General features: G+C 37.9%; 13 protein-coding genes and 1 pseudogene. 6 read left to right on the forward strand and 8 right to left on the reverse strand.

The features are described 5' to 3' along the window. Positions 1–384: 384 nt before the first annotated feature. Positions 385–1770: a peptidase G2 autoproteolytic cleavage domain-containing protein gene (locus DFO72_RS07050; protein WP_243856081.1), complete on the forward strand. Its 1386-nt coding sequence runs from the start codon at positions 385–387 to the stop codon at positions 1768–1770. Between the two features lie 485 nt (positions 1771–2255). Here the strand turns inward: DFO72_RS07050 and DFO72_RS07055 are convergent, their stop codons facing one another. From DFO72_RS07055 to DFO72_RS07070, 4 genes are all read right to left on the reverse strand, one after another. After that, complete coding sequence (locus DFO72_RS07055) at positions 2256–3179, reverse strand: NAD-dependent epimerase/dehydratase family protein (protein ID WP_113883866.1); 924 nt, start codon at positions 3177–3179, stop codon at positions 2256–2258. 263 nt (positions 3180–3442) lie between these two features. Next, positions 3443–3883, reverse strand: a complete 441-nt coding sequence (locus tag DFO72_RS07060) for a hypothetical protein (RefSeq protein ID WP_113883867.1) — start codon at positions 3881–3883, stop codon at positions 3443–3445. Between the two features lie 938 nt (positions 3884–4821). Continuing rightward, on the reverse strand, positions 4822–5898 hold the full coding sequence (locus DFO72_RS07065; RefSeq protein ID WP_113883868.1) for a glycosyltransferase family 4 protein: 1077 nt from the start codon (positions 5896–5898) through the stop codon (positions 4822–4824). A 33-nt stretch (positions 5899–5931) separates the two neighbouring features. Then, entirely contained in the window at positions 5932–6984 is a 1053-nt protein-coding gene (locus tag DFO72_RS07070; protein WP_113883869.1) for a glycosyltransferase, read from the reverse strand. Between the two features lie 510 nt (positions 6985–7494). Here DFO72_RS07070 and DFO72_RS07075 point away from each other — a divergent pair. After that, a complete protein-coding gene (locus tag DFO72_RS07075) occupies positions 7495–8280 on the forward strand; it encodes a glycosyltransferase (RefSeq protein ID WP_113883870.1) in 786 nt (261 codons plus the stop codon). A gap of 420 nt (positions 8281–8700) precedes the next feature. On the opposite strand, the gene DFO72_RS07080 is transcribed toward DFO72_RS07075, so the two are convergent. After that, entirely contained in the window at positions 8701–12087 is a 3387-nt protein-coding gene (locus tag DFO72_RS07080) for a hypothetical protein (RefSeq protein ID WP_113883871.1), read from the reverse strand. Positions 12088–12444: 357 nt separating this feature from the next. On the opposite strand from DFO72_RS07080, the gene DFO72_RS07085 reads away from it, so the two are divergent. Both DFO72_RS07085 and DFO72_RS07090 read left to right on the forward strand, forming a co-directional pair. Next, complete coding sequence (locus DFO72_RS07085; protein WP_113883872.1) at positions 12445–13629, forward strand: processed acidic surface protein; 1185 nt, start codon at positions 12445–12447, stop codon at positions 13627–13629. Then, entirely contained in the window at positions 13626–14222 is a 597-nt protein-coding gene (locus tag DFO72_RS07090; RefSeq protein WP_113883873.1) for a class D sortase, read from the forward strand. The genes DFO72_RS07085 and DFO72_RS07090 overlap by 4 nt, the downstream gene beginning before the upstream one ends. A 53-nt stretch (positions 14223–14275) precedes the next feature. Here DFO72_RS07090 and DFO72_RS07095 read toward each other — a convergent pair whose 3' ends face one another. The 3 genes from DFO72_RS07095 to DFO72_RS07105 form a co-directional block, all read right to left on the reverse strand. After that, entirely contained in the window at positions 14276–14467 is a 192-nt protein-coding gene (locus tag DFO72_RS07095; protein ID WP_113883874.1) for a hypothetical protein, read from the reverse strand. A gap of 359 nt (positions 14468–14826) precedes the next feature. Beyond that, positions 14827–15546: a YebC/PmpR family DNA-binding transcriptional regulator gene (locus tag DFO72_RS07100; RefSeq protein WP_113883875.1), complete on the reverse strand. Its 720-nt coding sequence runs from the start codon at positions 15544–15546 to the stop codon at positions 14827–14829. 193 nt (positions 15547–15739) lie between these two features. After that, the gene (locus tag DFO72_RS07105; RefSeq protein WP_113883876.1) at positions 15740–16696 is read right to left on the reverse strand and encodes a Gfo/Idh/MocA family protein; all 957 of its coding nucleotides are present in this window, start codon (positions 16694–16696) and stop codon (positions 15740–15742) included. A gap of 165 nt (positions 16697–16861) precedes the next feature. Between DFO72_RS07105 and DFO72_RS07110 the strand changes: the two genes are divergently transcribed. Together DFO72_RS07110 and DFO72_RS07115 are read left to right on the forward strand one after the other, a co-directional pair. Further along, entirely contained in the window at positions 16862–17092 is a 231-nt protein-coding gene (locus DFO72_RS07110) for a hypothetical protein (RefSeq protein WP_243856082.1), read from the forward strand. A 270-nt stretch (positions 17093–17362) separates the two neighbouring features. Beyond that, positions 17363–18616, forward strand: a pseudogene (locus tag DFO72_RS07115) (cytochrome P450). The last annotated feature ends 9 nt before the right edge of the window (positions 18617–18625 follow it).

Consider the following 18625-nt stretch of genomic DNA (forward strand, 5'->3'; position numbering starts at 1 on the left):
AAAGGAGAAATTTTTTCAGGTGTGGTTAGCGTATTCTTAACCTCTTACACTCACTAAATAGAATTCCTTAATATGATTTTTATTGTTTACTAAGCTTCTTTAAGTGCTGTTAAACAAGTTGTCCATAATCACTCCCCTCTTTTTCCATATCATTGAACTGTATTAATCTACAGTAACTTACCCATAGTTGCAATACCTTCCCAAATCAATAAGTCAAAAGTGTATTTTTTATCTGGTTTACTGTTTGTCTATACCAATATTTGAACAATACATATTGTAATTATTAAGAAAGGAAATAAAGAAAGAACTAATATCTTTCAATCTTGAAACATCTGATTTTTTTCAGAAGTTATTTTTATTTAATATATAAAGGAGTGAAATAATGTGTCCAATGGGTGTAATCAAAATCCGATAGGGGTCTGTTCCCAAGCAGAAGGAATTGGTACAACGGCTAATGGAGCCGCTTCACATGCTGAAGGATTCCAAACTATGGCAAATAATGATACTGCACATGCAGAAGGCACTTCTACCACAGCCAGTGGAGCAGCTTCACATGCGGAAGGTTTCGCAACAACTGCCTCAGGTGCACATGCCCATGCAGAAGGCTCCAACACTAGAGCCCTAAACTTAAATGCACATGCGGAGGGGAGCAATACAAGCGCAAGTGGAGCAAGCTCCCATTCTGAGGGAAATCTGACGACTGCTTCTGGTATTGCTTCCCATGCAGAGGGAGAAAATACAGTCGCCAGCGGGCTTGTATCTCATGCTGAAGGACAAGGGACGATTGCCCAGGGAGAATCCTCGCATGCAGAAGGTGATCAGACAAGAGCTAACGGCAGAGCGTCTCACGCTGAAGGAAACTTGACAGTGGCTAGCGGTATTTTTGCTCATGCGGAGGGGCAGCGCTCAATAGCTTCCGGGGATCTCTCCCATGCAGAAGGAAACCAGACGCAAGCTATTGGTCAAAACTCTCATGCTGAAGGAGCTCTTAACATTGCAAGCGGTTTTACTTCTCATGCTGAGGGAGTAAACACTGTTGCTTCCGGAACCTTCTCACATACACAGGGACAAGCGACGAATGCGAATTTCTTGGAAGGCGTTCACGTCATGGGAAAATTCGGTGCTGCGGACGAACTATCATATTCATGGTATCTTGCTAATGGGACAAATCCCTCAATGCCGGGTTTTGCTGCAAAAATACTTAGCGACGGCAACGTTAAAATTGACGGATCTGTCTCCAGCCCTGCCGCAGATTATGCAGAATTATTCGAAACGACAGATGGGAATCCTATTGATTTCGGCTACTTCGTCACATTAGAAGGGGAGAAAGTGCGCATTGCAAATGATCAAGATGACTATATTCTTGGAATCACAAGCGCAAAGCCTGCTTTTTTATCCAATAGTGGCGATTTGCGATGGAAACACAAGTATTTAACTACTGAATGGGGAGAAATAATGTACGAAGACATCGTACTTCCTCCCATTTTTGACATTGACGGCAATGTAATCGCCCCCCAGCGGAAAGAACGCAGACAGGTAATAAATCCTAAATGGGACCCTTCAAAAGAATATATTCCACGTTCCCAAAGACCAGAATGGGTTGCGGTTGGCATAATGGGGCAGCTCCTAGTTCGGGATGATGGAACATGTCAGCCAAATGGATATTGCAAACAAAATGATGAAGGGATTGCTACACTTGCAAATTACGGATATAGGGTTATGAAACGGACGGGACCCAATCAAATATTGGTGGTAGTTAATCCAGCCTAAAACCAAAAATATTGTTGAACAGCTCAGATAGTAAATTTAACATCAAGAACAGGGCTATCTTATTGAAAAAGACTAGCTGATTTAAAAACGAAAGCTATTAACCTAGGAATCTTGAGTTTGATGCATTGTAATATTCGTCATCATTTAACTTATCTATTCAATAAGAATATCATTAAGTAAGTTCATATTATGGTTTTGTTATGCATTATTAACAAGTTCGATATGCCTGGTATTCAAAAGCTAATTGGCATAAATAAAATTAAATGTCATTTAGCTTTTGAAAACGATATAAAGCAAGAATACACCTTTACCGTTCCTGCTCGACTGCAGAGCTTACTTTATAACTGGAATAACAATCTTTCTTTACTTTCAAAAATACTAATGAATTGGTTTATCATTTTATCAGACTGCCCTGTCTAGAATTTTGAAAAGGGGTCTTTATGCTCTGAACCTTACAGGCTGTAAAGCCACCTAAATTCATTTATTTAAACTTTTTTATTCTGAAAAGCAAATTTATATGTTTCCAGTAATCCATGAAATATACCGATTTTTGGCTGCCATTGCAGTATATGTCTTGCTTTTTTGTTATTAAGACAGCTATGTTTTATATCACCGCTTCGTGGATCCGTATATTGAGTAATAATTTTGGTACCATGGATTTGCGTCAACATGTCAATAATTTGATTTACCGATGTCCTTTTTGAAGTGCTAACCTGAATAATCTCGTGATGACCACAATCTATAGCAGCTATATTTGCTTGAACAATATCTTTAACAAAAATAAAGTCGCGTGTTTGTTCTCCATCACCATGAATATTTAAAGGTATTCCTTCTTTTATTTTCTCCAGAAAAACAGCTACTACTCCACCTTCCCCTTTTGCTGTCTGTCTTGGCCCATATACATTTCCATATCGAAGAATAGTATAAGGAAAATCATATAATTGAGAAAATATTCGAATATAGAATTCTGCCGTTAACTTAGATAACCCATAATAAGAAATAGGTATTGTTTGATCATTTTCCGATAAGATTTCTTTTTGTAAGTTTCCATAAACTGCAGAAGTAGAGGCAAAAATCATTTTTTTAACTTTGGCATCACGACAGCCTTCGAGTATGTTAATGGTTCCTTTAATATTTACATCAGCATCATATTGTGGTTCATTGATCGATCTTCCCACATCCGCCTGGGCTGCTAGATGAAAAACTATATCTGGTTTTTCTTTTATAATTAATTGTTTTGCCTCTTTACTGCAAATATCTTGTACATGAAGATCCACCTCTGTCGGAATATGCTCTAAATAGCCCGAGATCATATTATCTAACACATGCACCTTCCACCCATTAGCAATAAGTTCTTCAACAAGATGTGAACCGATAAAACCTGCTCCTCCAGTTACCAATGCCTTCATCATCATACTCCTCTTATATGTTTTTGACATTGTATGTAAATAAAGGAAGCTAGTATAAGGCATTGACCCAGAAGTTGGTAAATATCTAGATTTTCCTCAAATTTTGTATCTTGGCCTAACCTTTATATATAATCACCTTCTTTTCAAATAAAGGTTGACTAAAAACATTAATATGTCTACATAAAAAAGAGCGAGCATTTGATATGCGCTCGCTCCTTTTTTCATAGGTAATTCCCTGTTTGATGCTTTATTAAGTCATATATTTAATCTGAATAGGCTGCTGCATAAAAGCTTTCAGGACCAGTACGTGTTGGAGCAACCGCCACACCGCCAGCTGTATTTATGAATGCTTGGTAAACTAATAAATTGTTAGGAGCAGGAGGATTAAAGTCAGCAGCAGTGACAGTTATTAATCGAGTAGCTGCTATCCCCAGAACTGAAACCGGCAATGTTTCTCGTGCAGAATAAATAAGAACTCTATTCGGACCTGTTCCTCTATAAATAGTGATGTCGACAGGAGTTAAAACGGTAGCTGCAGAAGTAAAAGCTGCTGTTAAAGACAATTCAACTCTTATATTTGTTCCTGCACCTGTTGCATTTAGACCAAGCGTTCCAAAAAGTTGAGGGGCAGCGGTAACTGGTACGGCGATGGAATTGAAATAACTGGCATTTTGCGATGTTCGTGCATCTAATAATTTTACCATATTTTTTAACACTCCTTTCATTAAAGGCTACTGTATTTTATGATTTCCAGTAAATTATGTGTGGACAAGTTAATCTATTTTTCTATGGCTGATGACCATTTAAATAAAATAATTTGCAATGCAGTGCTGGATATATAAATAATGAATGATTATTGGCAAACAAGAAAGAGAGGATTTTAGCATAATAAGGAGAAACTGTATTCGACATGCTGTCAAAATGAAAAGCGATTAAAAAAAGAAAGCAACTATGGCTTGCATCCATTAAAAATGAGGTGGATTAATTCTGATGAATCACGAGGTAAATTGTAAGAGCAGGCTAATTTAACAGTTAATGACCGTATAGGAGACTTCTTCCCTCAGGATATGATGTTATTATTGTCAGAAGTAAAATGCCTTTGAAAATGAAATACTATAGAATACGTGATCGTACAAATCAAATGAGGTAAAAAGATTTAATTACAAGGGACAAAGCTGCTCCTGTTTTGCACCCTAGTATCCGGTCTTAACTTAAAGTGAATCGTTGAGAAGTTAATAGATTGGTAACTGAATATAACCACAAACCACTAATACTCATCCATTCATTCCAAGCAAGATATCATAAACTCTATCAATAATTATCTCGATTAAAACCTTCTTTTCCCATGAAAGCATGTGAAACTTCTGAAATAACGGGATAAAATTCCGCTATAAGAAAATCAGTTAAGTTTAAAAATACTATTAAAAATGAACCAATTTAGATAATTACTATCAAAAAGAACATAAAATTTAGCAACCTTAAGTTCAAGACTGAACGAAAAGTTGCTTAGATTTACATTCTTGTTATGTGGATTATTTTTTTGAAGATCCCCTTAGTCATTATATATTACATCTTGATACTTAATGATAGACAGATAACATTTTAAAGTGCATGGCAAGACACTGTGATATAAAAGGGAAATCTATACATTTAACCCTAATTTGCCAAGCATATTGATAAAATTCCGGCTGTATAGCTCAGGACTAAAGTTAGCTTTTACATGTTCGAAACCATTGGCACGTATATATTCTCTTAATTCATGATTAGTCATTAATTCGGACGCTTCTTTTACAGCTTCCTGTATACTGCCAATTTGATAATATTTTCCCGTTTGGTTATGCATAATTGAGCTCCTGACTCCGCCAGAATCTGTTGTCAGAACAGGACATTTGCAACTCATAGCTTCCAGTACGGAATAAGGAGCGCCTTCCGACTTAGACGTAGAACAGTAAAATCCACCCGAGTCGCCAATGATAGAAAAATATTCAGCCATTTTCGCATTCGGAACATTCTGAAGAATGAATAGCTTTTTTTCTAATTTCAACTGAACAATTAATTGTTCAAACTCTTTCCGTTCATGAGGGTCAGAAAGTGTTGGATCTTCAAACATATACAACTGTATATTAGGATTTACTTGATGAATGAGCTGGTGACCGATATGGAGGAATTCTTTCCAGTTTTTATTATCCACGATTCGTCCGGTCCATGCGATTATAGGTTTAGGAAATTTCGCTGATTTTGTATAATAAAATTGACTTGTATCAAAACAATTATTAAAACTGAATTTTGGAATTGAAGGAAATAATTCTTTATATAACTGTTCGATATTTGGAGTTTTAGGATTCAGCAAAGCATTTGCATGATTTGTGATTGCAGGTGTTCCATTGGTTAGAAACTCTCTTGCTCTCTCGTTAGATCCTAGTCCTTGGATTTCAAAGATTAATTTTCCTTGGTACCCTAAATGTCGCAACAATGACAGGATATGATAGTCAGAAACAATTACAATTGCACTGTATTTCCATTTAGATAACATTTCTTTAATCATTTTTGGATCTTTTCCTATAAAGATATTACTGTTATAAGGATTGATTTGATCCCTTAATCTCTGGTAATAAAGACAATGACAGGTAATATTGTATTTTTCCAATGCAGCACATCTCTGGCGGTTTAACGTTTCAACTCCGCCGCTTGGCACATAGAAGACAAATAATATATTCATTCTGCTACTCCTTGGATGGAATTCACCTCGTCTTTAATTTCTTATTATATTTGAAAGACAGTTTACATCAGAAAAATTATATTGATTTGTGTAAACTAGATTATATGGAGTCTTTGGAGCTTGAATACTATTTAAAAGGTTGTTGTCTTCCCCAGCTCTTTCCATTACTGTAATCCTGGGATCATTGATCCCCAGGCTTTTTAATTTATTTGTTACTTGCTTTGTCTTGTCAATTATTACCAGCAAATAGTTATGATAACGTTGGTCCAAAAGATTTTCTAAATCTTCAATCGTGCTTTCGCTGAATGTAAGTACCGGAAAAAAAATAGTAGTTTCATAAGATAGTCCCCTTCTTTCACGAGCCATATGCCTTGCTAAATTATACTGATCCCGCCACCAGCGATGTTTAGTTTCGTCCTCTTGAATCTCCTTAGAAAGGCTTAATGATGAATGATATCTATAAGCCATCAGCTCTTCTGGAACAAACTCAACATCGCAGATTTCAGTAAGACGCAGCCAATAATCATAGGTTTGGACGGGGTCTAAATAGTAGCCGCCAATTCGCTTGGCGTAAACCTTCTTATACATAAAAGAAGTTCCAATAAAACTAAAATCCAGCAAGTCATCCAGGGTTTTACTTTCCTGCCATTTACGAAAATGGTCTTGTTCCATTTTGGAATATAATAATTTTCCATTTCCATCAATATGATCAAAACAACTATAAACAAGTCCAACATTCGGACCCGAGTCTTTAAGTTTATTACGGAGCTTTAAAAAAAAATCAGGATATATTATATTATCACTCGACCCCCAGGTTAACAATTCAACCTCATCAAGCCTAAATAAATAATCGAACCCCGTATTTAGAGCATGTGCAATCCCCTCGTTCACAGGTTTATCAATGATTGTAATTCTTGATTCATTCTTATATTGGTAAACAATGTCTCTAGTCTGCTTATTTGCCCCATCGATGACAATCACTAGATGGAATTTCTGATAGGTTTGTTGAAGAACAGAGTCGATCGATAACACCAAGTAGTTTGGGTCTTGGTCATATACTGGCATTACCATACCTACAACGTTCATAATATTATTCCCTCCTTGTTGAACTAGAATGGTATTGGGTATCAAACAGCTGTATATGGTGAATAAATTGATTTATGCTTTATATGGATGCGGGCTGCCTCAATTAATTCTTACCCTTTTACATGAATTTCAGCTTTTAATGTACTTGCAAGTATTTTATTCATAAGAAGTTAAATTGTTTGGACTATTACATAGTAAACTGATTCCTTTAAATTGATCTAGGTGCACCTTTAAATACAGCAGCAGTATTATTTGGGAACCTCGGTCCAAACCAGGTCTGTTCTCTCGCGCTTATCTTTATCTCAAAAAAATCTATGACACATCACATGCTTTGCTCCATAATCTCTATGATTTAATCCAAGGTTAGACATATATATAAAATCGACTATACAACTCTTGATCTTCATGATTTTTTTTACACACAAAAAAAGAAAGAAAAGCGCCTACGCCAAAATAGGAAACAAACATATTGTAATGAATAAGGCTATCAATTTATAGGGAGTGATTTTTTTGTCTGTTTCTAATCCTTGGGTAAGTGTCATAATCCCTTTTTATAACTGTCCTTATGTTGCACAAGCTATTGAGAGTATATTAAAACAAACTTACCCTAATGTTGAACTAATAGTTGTAAATGATGGTTCTAATGAGCATCAGCACTTGATAATACCCTATTTAACTAAGATTATTTATATTGAAAAAATAAATAATGGTGTGGCATCAGCAATAAATCAAGGAATCCAGCAAGCAAAAGGAGAGTACTTAGTCTGGCTTAGTTCTGATGATATAATCGATCCGTATAAAGTAGAATATCAGCTTCGATTTATGCAGAAAAAAAACTCCTTTTTCAGTTTTACAAATTTTAATAAAATTGATAAAAACAGTCGCATCATTAAATCTAATGTTATTCCGCATAATGTCGAAGTTAACTATAAAAATGATTTAAAGTTCCTTCAAGCCTTAAAGAACTATAATCCTATTAACGGATGTACGGTTATGATGTCTAGAAAAATAATTGATCGCGTTGGCTATTTTAATGAAAATTTAAAGTATGCACAAGATTACGAATACTGGATTAGAGTAGCTCTTCAATTCCCTATTCATTATTTTCCATCAACGCTGACAAGTTACCGGGTCCATGATGCAATGGGTACTATTCGTCATTATAAAAAACAAATAGAAGAATTCGATTCTATAAAAAGCCAATATAAATATACGCTTGATTATTTAATTCAAAAAAAAATTAATGCTTCTATAAAACGCACGAAACGAAGAAGGAATAATTCTAGTCGGAAATAATCAAAAGCAGGTTTCTATGTATGGATTATGGCTTAATAAACCTATCCCATGCACGTTTAACCCTTTAGTCCATTAAAATGTTGTTATTTTTCGTGGATGATAATAAATTGCACCCTATCGTAGGCAGAAAAAGGAATAATAATCTGTCTACTTTGGGGGATTTTCTATGAGGAATTTTAACCTAACATTACTTTTAGGAAAAGATCTGCAGACCTTTACTTAAAAATGGATAATTTTTCATTTTATAAACAAATGCAAGATGCAAAATAAATACATAAGCCACTGTAAATATTAGTGCTTCCAAGAGGAAATAAATAACCAGAGCCCATATCAATAAAGGACTCAGGCAACAAAATTGTGCTTTTTAGTACTGTCTTCTTTTATAAGCATGGGGGCACTCAGACATACAGGATAAATTTTTCAGGACCATTCTTTTAATTTATTCATTATGCTATTTTTCCATTTAGATATTAAAGGCTCCTCACCTTTAGCTGTCTTTTGCTTCTGCCATTCATTATAGCTTGCTGCAGAAATAAGAATAGAGCCTGCAATTAAAAGATACGCCCACCAAGGAAGATTTCCCCAATAAGGTCTTGATTGAAGCAGTACATTCAGGAGCAGAACCCCAGAGCCAACAAAGAAATAGGACTTTATTCTCCAGAAGGTGCCAGCCAGCATCGAAATCAGGGAGAGTGTGCCAACTATGAGCGCATCATAAACCGTATTGCTTGCAAGGCCATCCTGTACAAGCAGCAGGGAAACCGTTATTAGGACTGCCCACTGAATTTTGTTTGTTTGTGCTGCGTATTGCCCTTTCAGTACTTTTCTGACAAAAATAATCAGGATGATCCATGGGAGCACGTATGCCTCCCTTATAAAAAGGCCAGGCAGCTCAATATTCTTTAGTAAACTATAATAAGGCTCCATCAATAACGCTCCCGACAGCAACCCAGGCAGCCATACATATTTGGATGCCATTCTGCCCCTCTGTAAAAATAAAAGTGCGCTGATAAGGAGTCCGGGGAGAACTTCCGCCCATAGGGAAACTTCCGGAAAAAGATAGGCGGTAAGGAAAAATACCAGCGAGATAATAGTGTAGCTATCGGCTTTTTTGTTCATTAGAATTTTGGCATATAGCATTTTGCCGATGATCGCCGAAGCCAGGCCTGAACAAGCCACAACCAGAATTTTCATATCTGGAGCGATTCCGTTAATGAACAGAAATTTGAGTACTGCCGCATACAGTAATACCAATGGAACAGCAGCCAATAGATCAAGTTTAGTTCTATGCAAATATACGATCAATCCTGCAGAATAGATAATTGAAACGAAAAACGGCACATACCCAAAGGGATATGAAGTTAAAAACGACAGGATCCCAATCACAGACCAGGGTACAAGAAAGTAAACACTTCTCATTTTATCTTGAGTTTTTCCGGTTAGCCAGAATAAGAATACGGCACAGCTGACTAAAAGAACGGCATACTCACTGAAGTTCTCTTCCCATATATGATCCACGCCCGTCAAGATTACCATGAATAAAGTTAAGAATGAGCTGTAAAGGAATATCTTTACCTTCCACTCTTTAGCAGAAACCCTGAAACTGACCCAATAGACCGCCAGTGTGACCAGGAATGGCCAAATACTATTATCCCTATAGATAAAAAATGTCAGGATCATGGCAAACGGCATGTAAATATGGCCAATCCAGCTGAACCCTCTTGCCAGGACAAGGTCCTTATTAGAAATATAGAAAGCCGCGCCAAGCAAAATCCATGCGCCTAGCGGCAATTGCACCCAATTAAAAAAAGGAAAGTTAAATGGTAAACCAATCAAGATCATAAAGTAAGCAAAAAGTGAAATCGATGCTGACACAAACGGAATCCAGCTTTGTTTATGGAATCTATAAAGGGCAAGATACATAATAATGCCCCCTATAAATACTGCGGGTCTCATCCAGACTTCATTGATTGACAAAGCAGCTGCTGTAAATAGTGAGATTGTATAAAATCCCAATGAGATTAAAAACACGTTTCCGGCTTGAACTTTGTGCCCTTTCTTCGAAAGAACGCCATAAAGTATAAGCAGGGCAATACTTGCCATTACGGTATTCATGGCCATACCTAACTCATTCTGATAAAAGCTTGACCAGCTTCGCAGATGTTCACCATAAAACATAAAGGCAAACCCGATTGACAAAGGAATGGCCCAGGGAATCGCTTCTGTATAAAAAATCCGATTCTCAGCCATGTTCATAAGGTACATGACAAAGCTAAAGATTAATAGCATGGAGCCTGCAGCGAGCCAATCAAGAAAACCTACTGCAGTCACAACTGAAAATAACATAATACTAACTGCCACATCCCGTGAGCTTGATTCCACCATTTTTAGAAGCGGATACTTAAGCAGATACCCGAGACTTATAAAAAGCACAAAGCCAATGAAGAAAACAGGTAAAGATAGATTATTGAACTCAAAGCCTTTATCCAATATTAGTACTATTTCAAATAGAGCAGAGGCTAAAAATACGGGTGCCAGGTAAGCAAATAGCCCGTTCCCCATAACATTAGCCAAATATATAAACTGCACCGCTAGAATAATATAAGCCAGCAGCAGTGCTGCAGATGGTTCGCCGGCCATTAACATGATACCTTCCAATGAAATATATAGAAAAGAAAGTATGGAAACCGCTGCACTGGTCAGTCTAAAAATCTTATCCCAGGAATATTGCTTATCCATAACCTTAGGAACAAACAGAAAACTAATCCCTACAAACGCAAATAAAACTGGTCCTGCCGAATTTAAAATGGTATTTTCAATCAGCTGATAGGCACCATAGACAATCAGTAAGCTGAAGACGAAATGAAACTCCTTCCTGCCTGTTACATATACCATTGATAAGTAAACGGCTGCTGTCAGCAGAATATTCACACTGTATAAAACATGGCTATTGAAAAATAAAAGCATCAATAATGTAGAGATCACTAAATTGATTTGAGCAAAGTAAATCAATTCTCCCGAAAACAGTTTAAGGGAAGCTTGTTTTTTCAGGCGGTGATAAGCTGCGGACAGCAGAGCATTGAAGATCATCAATCCAAGAAAGAAACTGTCATTTTCAAGCTTCAATGCTGCCAAGGTATAACCAGCCCCGGCAGACAGGGCAATATAAGCAAACCATACAAAAAGACGTGAGCCCAGCTTCTGTGCAAATATACTGTATACTGGAACGACCAGTAAACTGCCAGCAGCCCCGAGCACAAAGCGTCCTTCCCCATAAAAAGAAAGATAAGGGCCAAGCAATTGAAACCAGCCTATGGACAAAATAAATATTGGCAAGAATAAACTCCCAAGAACAATAAAAGCAAACGACGTTCTTTCTATCTTTAATACCTTACCCGAAATAAAGGCAAAGCCATAGAAAATAAGTGAAACAACTGCAATAGATGCACTTTTCATGAGATTTGACATTGTATCCCAATTGCTTGTTGCCACAAAAAGTCCGCCAATAAGGAGCAGGATGACTCCTACATTCAGCAGCCAGGAAATATTTCTTTCACGGACTTCTTCCTGAGATAATTTCTTTTTCACCGTTTTTTTTGCCGGCTGAATGGGCTTTTGTCTGATTTCTTCTGCAGCTTTTGCTGCCTTAACCTGCACTTGCTGCAGCTCTTCAAAGTCCTGATAGTACTGATGGTGGGCTTTCAAGGTGATTTCATAATGTTCCGATGATATATAATCCTTTTCTTTCAATTTCGTGAGTTCAACTTGAAATATGTTCTGATGATATTTTTCTGTTTCGATCTTCAAGGATCCACCTCTTTTAAATCAAATTATATTCAATTGTTTCTATTAGTGTAATTTTACACATTATAAACTAATTAATCAATCCCGGTTTTGGCATTTTTCACCTCTCAAGGATGTTTATATAGATATTATTTAATTACAGGAAGAAATGGAATTTTGAGGAACTTCACGCACGCTTCTGGCCCAAACTCTCCCACCCCAATTATGGAACCCCTTGATTAACCCGCATTCAACCCGTACCTTGCTGCTGCAAAAAAATCCAAATATTATATCTAATAAAATATTAAATAACAATTCTATCCGGAAAATTTTTTTTCCATTATATTATTCTAGAAATTATTACATTTGGAGGAACCATCATTGAAAAGACTAAGTATAATTATTGCGTCAATCTTATTGTTAAGCTTGTTTCCGGCTGTCAGCCTTGCAGCCCCAAGTAAAGATGAATTGGCTGAGTTTGTGAAGGAAACTAATTGGTCTGAAGAAGGATTAATTGACCACCTGGAATATTTTTGGGATATGAATATCGAAGATTTTGATACGCTGGAGGAAATGATCGAATACCTGGGTGAGCCTATTACGGAAGAAAATCTTCAGCAGCTCTTAGCTGAATATGATTTTGAAACTGAGGAAGAGTTAGCGGCTCTTCTTGCGGAGAATGGAGAAATGGAAACGAGTGACGATGTTCGGGATGTTTTCCGATATATTGATGCTTTGGATTCCACTGTTTCTTTTTTAACATATACAGGCACTGAAATTAACGACGAAACTCTTAATCAGCTATTAAATGATTACGGGCTTACAAAAGGAGAGCTCATTTCCCTGCTTAAGGAGAACGATGACTCCCTTGAAAACTACGAATATATTGAGGACCTTGATATCATGGTTTCCATTTATCTGGGTGGAGATGAATGGCCTGGTGAAGACGAAATGAACCAAATACTCGCAGATATAGATCTTACCGATGGAGAACTTGAAGCATTATTTGAACATTTTATGACTTTAGATTTCGAGAACCCTGACTTGCTTGATAAAATGATGGACCTTGAAAGCCGTTTAATGGCATTTGGCGAGTTTGATAGTGCCGGGGATTTAACAGAAGCAGAAATAGCTGAACTTATCAGCATTATACAGGAAATGATGGATCTGTTCCAGCTTGATGCCGAGTTTTATCTTATGAAAGATGGCGAAAAAACCCATTTAACAACAGCTGAAATGGTTGCTTTGGAAGAAACAAATGGCCATGACCTGCTTATTGAACTTTATAATACTGAAGGCCAGTTCCTGGCAGATATGATTATTACAGCTGAGATGTTCAGTTCAGAGCTAATTGAAGACACAGTGACTGATTTGAATCAGGCTGAAACTGTTATTAAAAAGCAGGATCATGCTAAAGTCAAACCTGTTTCAAAACACGCAAAAACTGTAAAAGGCGGAAAGCTGCCAAACACAGCAGGCAACTATATAGAAGGAGTATTAGCAGGCATCGGCCTGGCCCTTATAGGATTTGCCATTTTACACAGACGGAAAGTAAAAGCAGCGTGAAAAGGAAATTTACATTAAAAGGAGCTATTGGTCTAATTTTTATTTTGTGTGGAATTTGGATTGCCGCTTCAAATCTTATGCCATATGTGAATAGCCAAAAAACTTCAGCCCATATAGATCCCTCCATCACTGTAAAAACAGATGTGAAGACTGAACAAAAAACGGAACAGCATAGCCTATACACTGTTCGTCCTAAAATGGGAGAAGATATGGGCGTTCTATCAATACCGAGGATATCGGCCCAACTTCCAATCTTCCATGGTACGGACGAAGATGAGTTAGAAAAGGGAGTTGGCCATTATGCCGGCAGCGTCCTTCCAGGAGAAGAAGACAATTCAGTCCTTTCCGGCCACCGGGATACAGTCTTTCGCAAACTTGGAGAAGTAGAGATTGGCGATTTGCTTGTCGTGAACACTTCTGCTGGTGAATTTACCTATAAAGTTCGTAAAATAAGAATCGTCGATGCAGACGACAGAACCGTAATTGTTCCTAAGCCAAGAGCAACCCTTACTGTCACAACCTGCTATCCTTTTGACTTTATTGGAGATGCACCACAGAGGTATATCCTCATTGGGGATCTTGTAAGAAAATAAAAAACCCGCTAACCAGGCGGGTTTTTAGAGGGAGGCCGTATTTGGCCTTCCATTTATTCTGTAATTGTGACTAACTTTACATCTGTAAAATCAAATCGATGGTAGTGACCTTCAGTACAGGTTAGTTCTACAAATCCTTCAAGGTCTTTAATGCTTCCAATTACTTCGGATTTATTTTCTGCTTCAACCTCTTCTGTTACGGTAACACCTTTTTCAAAAGTATAAATAACCTTAAACGTATTCATGTGTGCTAAACTCTCCTTTCCCCATTCATGTTCCCGTGTACACAGTGTTTAAACAAAGAAATTTCTATTGCAGTTATTTTCCATTAGTCAGATATAGCTCCACTGTATCTCTCGATGGGAAGTTAAGGACAATACTTACATTCGGCAAGGAGATAGCGTTTGATAGCAAAATGATATTCGACAGATATCGGCTGATATCACCATAAAACCACATATATTTCAGCAGTTTTTCAAAAGAGAGATTCAGAATTTCTTTTCTTCCATATGGATAATACTTTAAATCTGGTTTTATTAGTTTACATAATAAAATTATTTTACAAAAAAAGAAGTCCAGCAATTAAGTGGACTTCTCTTCCCGGTTATTCACCTAGGTCTGCATTATGATAAACTCGCTGGACATCTTCCAGATCCTCAAGAGCGTCAATCAGCTTTTCAAATTGCGCCTGTGCATCAGCCTCAAGGGTGACTTCATTTTGCGGAAGCATTGTTAATTCAGCAACTGCAAACTCATTGATGCCTGCTGACTTAAATGCTTCCTGAACTGCATGAAACTGATCGGGTTCTGCATATACGATTACCGTATCATCTTCTTCCAGAATATCACGTGCATCTAAGTCTGCTTCCATCAGGATTTCCAGGACTTCTTCCTCCGTTTTGCCTTCAATGCCGATAACAGCAGTTGAGTCGAACATATAGGATACAGATCCGCTCACGCCCATATTCCCGCCATTTTTTCCGAATGCAGCACGTACGTTAGAAGCTGTGCGATTTACGTTATTTGTCAATGCATCGACTATTATCATCGATCCGCTAGGCCCGAATCCTTCATAGCGTAGCTCATCATAGTTTTCTTCCGCTCCGCCTTTTGCTTTTTCAATTGCACGATCAATGATATTTCTTGGCACGTTATATGTTTTTGCACGTTCGAGCACAAATTTTAAAGCCTGGTTTGCTTCCGGATCAGGCTCCCCTTGCTTGGCAACCACATATATTTCAAGTGCAAACTTGGAATAAACACGGCTCGTATTTGCGTCTTTTGATGCTTTCTTTTCTTTAATATTGTTCCATTTACGGCCCATATGTCCCACTCTCTTTCAACTTTGGATCTATGAAATTTATGATCAGAAATAGAGTCTTCTTTACTCGGAAGAACTCTCACCTGATTATTATACATTAAAACACCTGATTTTTTCGAGTATTGTTTCATAAGAAGAAGCGTGGGATTGCAGCGAGTATTGATAAATAAAAAAAGAGACACAAATGTGCCTCTAATTAGCTGCTTAATAGGATTTTTTCAAGCTCCTTCTGCACCTGATACCCTTCTTTAAAGGAAACCAATATTGCATGATCTCCTCTTATTGCTTTGAGGAGTTCAGCTGGCAGACTGTTTTCAGGCTCATCAAGCCTTAATATTTCTCCGCTGTTTTCAGACGTACTCTGTACAAGAACACTCCAGTTCTGCATATCCAATGTGCCCTTATCACCAAAAACCTTAAAAGACAGATGTTCTTTTTGCCCAATTCCCGCAATTCCGTTTAATAGAACAGGAATGCCGCCTGGAAGCTTCAATGATGCGGTAAAGCTGGTTTCACATTGATGTTCATTATCCGGATATTCCACAAAAGAACGGATATTGAGCAGCTCTCCAAAGGTATCCTGTATCATATGAATAAAGTGAGGAGCTACTTCCCGGATAAAGCCTCCCTGTTCCCTGCTGGAAATCCAATCGTTCTGCTGCCATTCACGCGGCCATTGTGTAAATTGCAGGTGCAGTTCTACCTTCTTAATCTCGCCCAGTTCACCATTCTGTATCTTTTTCCTAAACTCTTTAAAGGCTGGGCTGTATGCCATTGGAAAATTCATGGCATGGATGATTCCTGCATTTTCAGCAGCTTCAAACATTTCCTTCGCCTCTTCAATGGAATTGGCCAGAGGCTTTTCGCAAAGAAGATGCTTGCCGCTCTTTATAATTTCCATACTAATTGAATGATGCCATTTGGGCGGAACACCTAAATAGATGAGTTTGATGGTTTCGTCCCTGAGCAGATCGGAATGATTTGTATGTATCACCGCATCTGGCAGCTCAGTTTTAAATTTATCTAATCGTTCGGCTTTTCGATCACAAAGCGCTGCAATCTCAAACTCCTCATGCTGCCGAAATTGACGCAGTATCCTTTCCCCTACAGCACCCATTCCAATTAATCCAACTTTAATCTTTTCCTTCAACATACTTCACCTGCTTGTTTAATTTCATAGTTCTCAATTGAATTATACAGTTTATTATAAAAATTCTAAAGTTGTAAATTCTCTAATAAGTTAATAAACAAAAGCTGGCCAATAATTGGATAGAAAAACAATGAATGGGGATATTAAAAATAATTAACTAATTAGGAGGTGTCTTCGTTGAACCTTGATAAGGATATGCAGTTTGAAATCAAAAGTACTTTCGCCCCGAATCTTAACCGTTCCCAAACACTTAGAATTCTGGAGGTGACACAGAACAGCGTTGTCATCCAGATGGACAGGTCAAATGGACGCGGAGTTTTCCCGGCAGATAATTTTCATTATTGGATTAAACGAGGTTCCCTTATTAAATTGAATGACTATCATAAAAGAACCTCTTAGAACACTGGGCAGGAGCCAGTGTTCTTTATTTTTTGGATTCATCTATTTTAGCTTTATGATGCAACTCTTACCTTTCTGCCTCAATCAGGCAGATCCCTGCGCCTGCAGAATAACCAGTTATTATTTTCCCTGCAGCCGAATCTATCTTATCCCTCCTGTATTACATATTTAATATTGTAATCATGGACCCTGAACAGGTTTAAAGAAATGAAATGAAGTAAATAGCCTAAAAGAATGGATTAGTACAACTTAGATAAGGAGCATTGATAGATGAATAACCGTAACATCGCTCATGACAAAAATCTTGATAGCAGCCTTACCTTATTACAGGAAGCGTATCTATTCATTAAAAATAGAACAGAAAAGTACCACTCTGATCTGTTTGAAGCACGCCTGCTCGGCGAAAAGGTTCTTTGCATAAGCGGAGAAGAAGCTGCAAACGTATTTTATGATAACAGCCTGTTTCAGCGTAAAGGTGCTGCGCCCAAAAGGATACAGAAGTCACTTTTTGGGGAAAATGCTATTCAGTCGATGGATGGCGAGGCACATATTCAGAGAAAGCTTCTGTTCATGTCACTAATGACTCCTCCACATCAAAAAAGGCTCGCCCAGCTTGCCATACAGGAATGGGAAGCATTAATCCCAAAATGGGAAGGAGCAAGACATGTCGTTCTTTTTGATGAGGCGAAAAAGCTATTAACCCGTATTGCCTGCAAGTGGGCAGGAGTCCCCCTTAAGGAATCGGAATAAGAGGAGCGTGCTGAAGATTTTTATGCGATGGTTGATGCTTTTGGTGCTGCAGGACCTCGTCACTGGAAGGGCCGGAGAGCTCGATCCCGAACGGAAGAATGGGTAAAATCGATTATTGAAGATGTACGCAAAGATACATACAGTGAAGAAAAAGGTTCCGCACTGTATGAAATGTCGTTTCATAAAGAACTTAACGGCAGACAGCTGGATGCTCAGATGGCTTCAGTTGAATTAATTAATGTGCTGCGTCCAATTGTCGCCATTGCAACCTTTATCGTCTTCGCTGCAGTTGCTGTACATGAATATCCGGAAGTGAAACACCAGCTGCAATCGGGGTCTCCGGAATATCTTGAGATGTTTGCTCAGGAAGTAAGACGCCATTACCCATTTGGACCTTTCCTTGGTGCAAGGGCTAGAAAGAATTTCACATGGAAAGAAGCTGAGATCACAGAAGGAATGCTTGTGCTCCTTGATATGTATGGTACAAACCATGATGAGCGCCTTTGGTCGTCACCGAACGAATTCAGGCCAGAAAGGTTTAAAGATTGGGATGGAAGACTTTTCGAATTTATTCCCCAGGGCGGTGGTGATCCTGCCAAAGGACACCGCTGTCCAGGTGAGGGCATTACGGTTGAGATTATGAAAGCGAGCATAAATTTTCTAGTGAACAGTTTAGACTACAATGTTCCAGTTCAAAATTTAAGCTTCAGCCTGGCACGAATGCCTTCATTGCCAGAAAGCGGATTTGTCATGGATAATATAAGAAGGAAATAAAAATAGAGG

The organism is Cytobacillus oceanisediminis, from assembly GCF_004366035.1.
GTDB classification, from domain to species: Bacteria; Bacillota; Bacilli; order Bacillales; family Cytobacillaceae; genus Cytobacillus; species Cytobacillus oceanisediminis_C.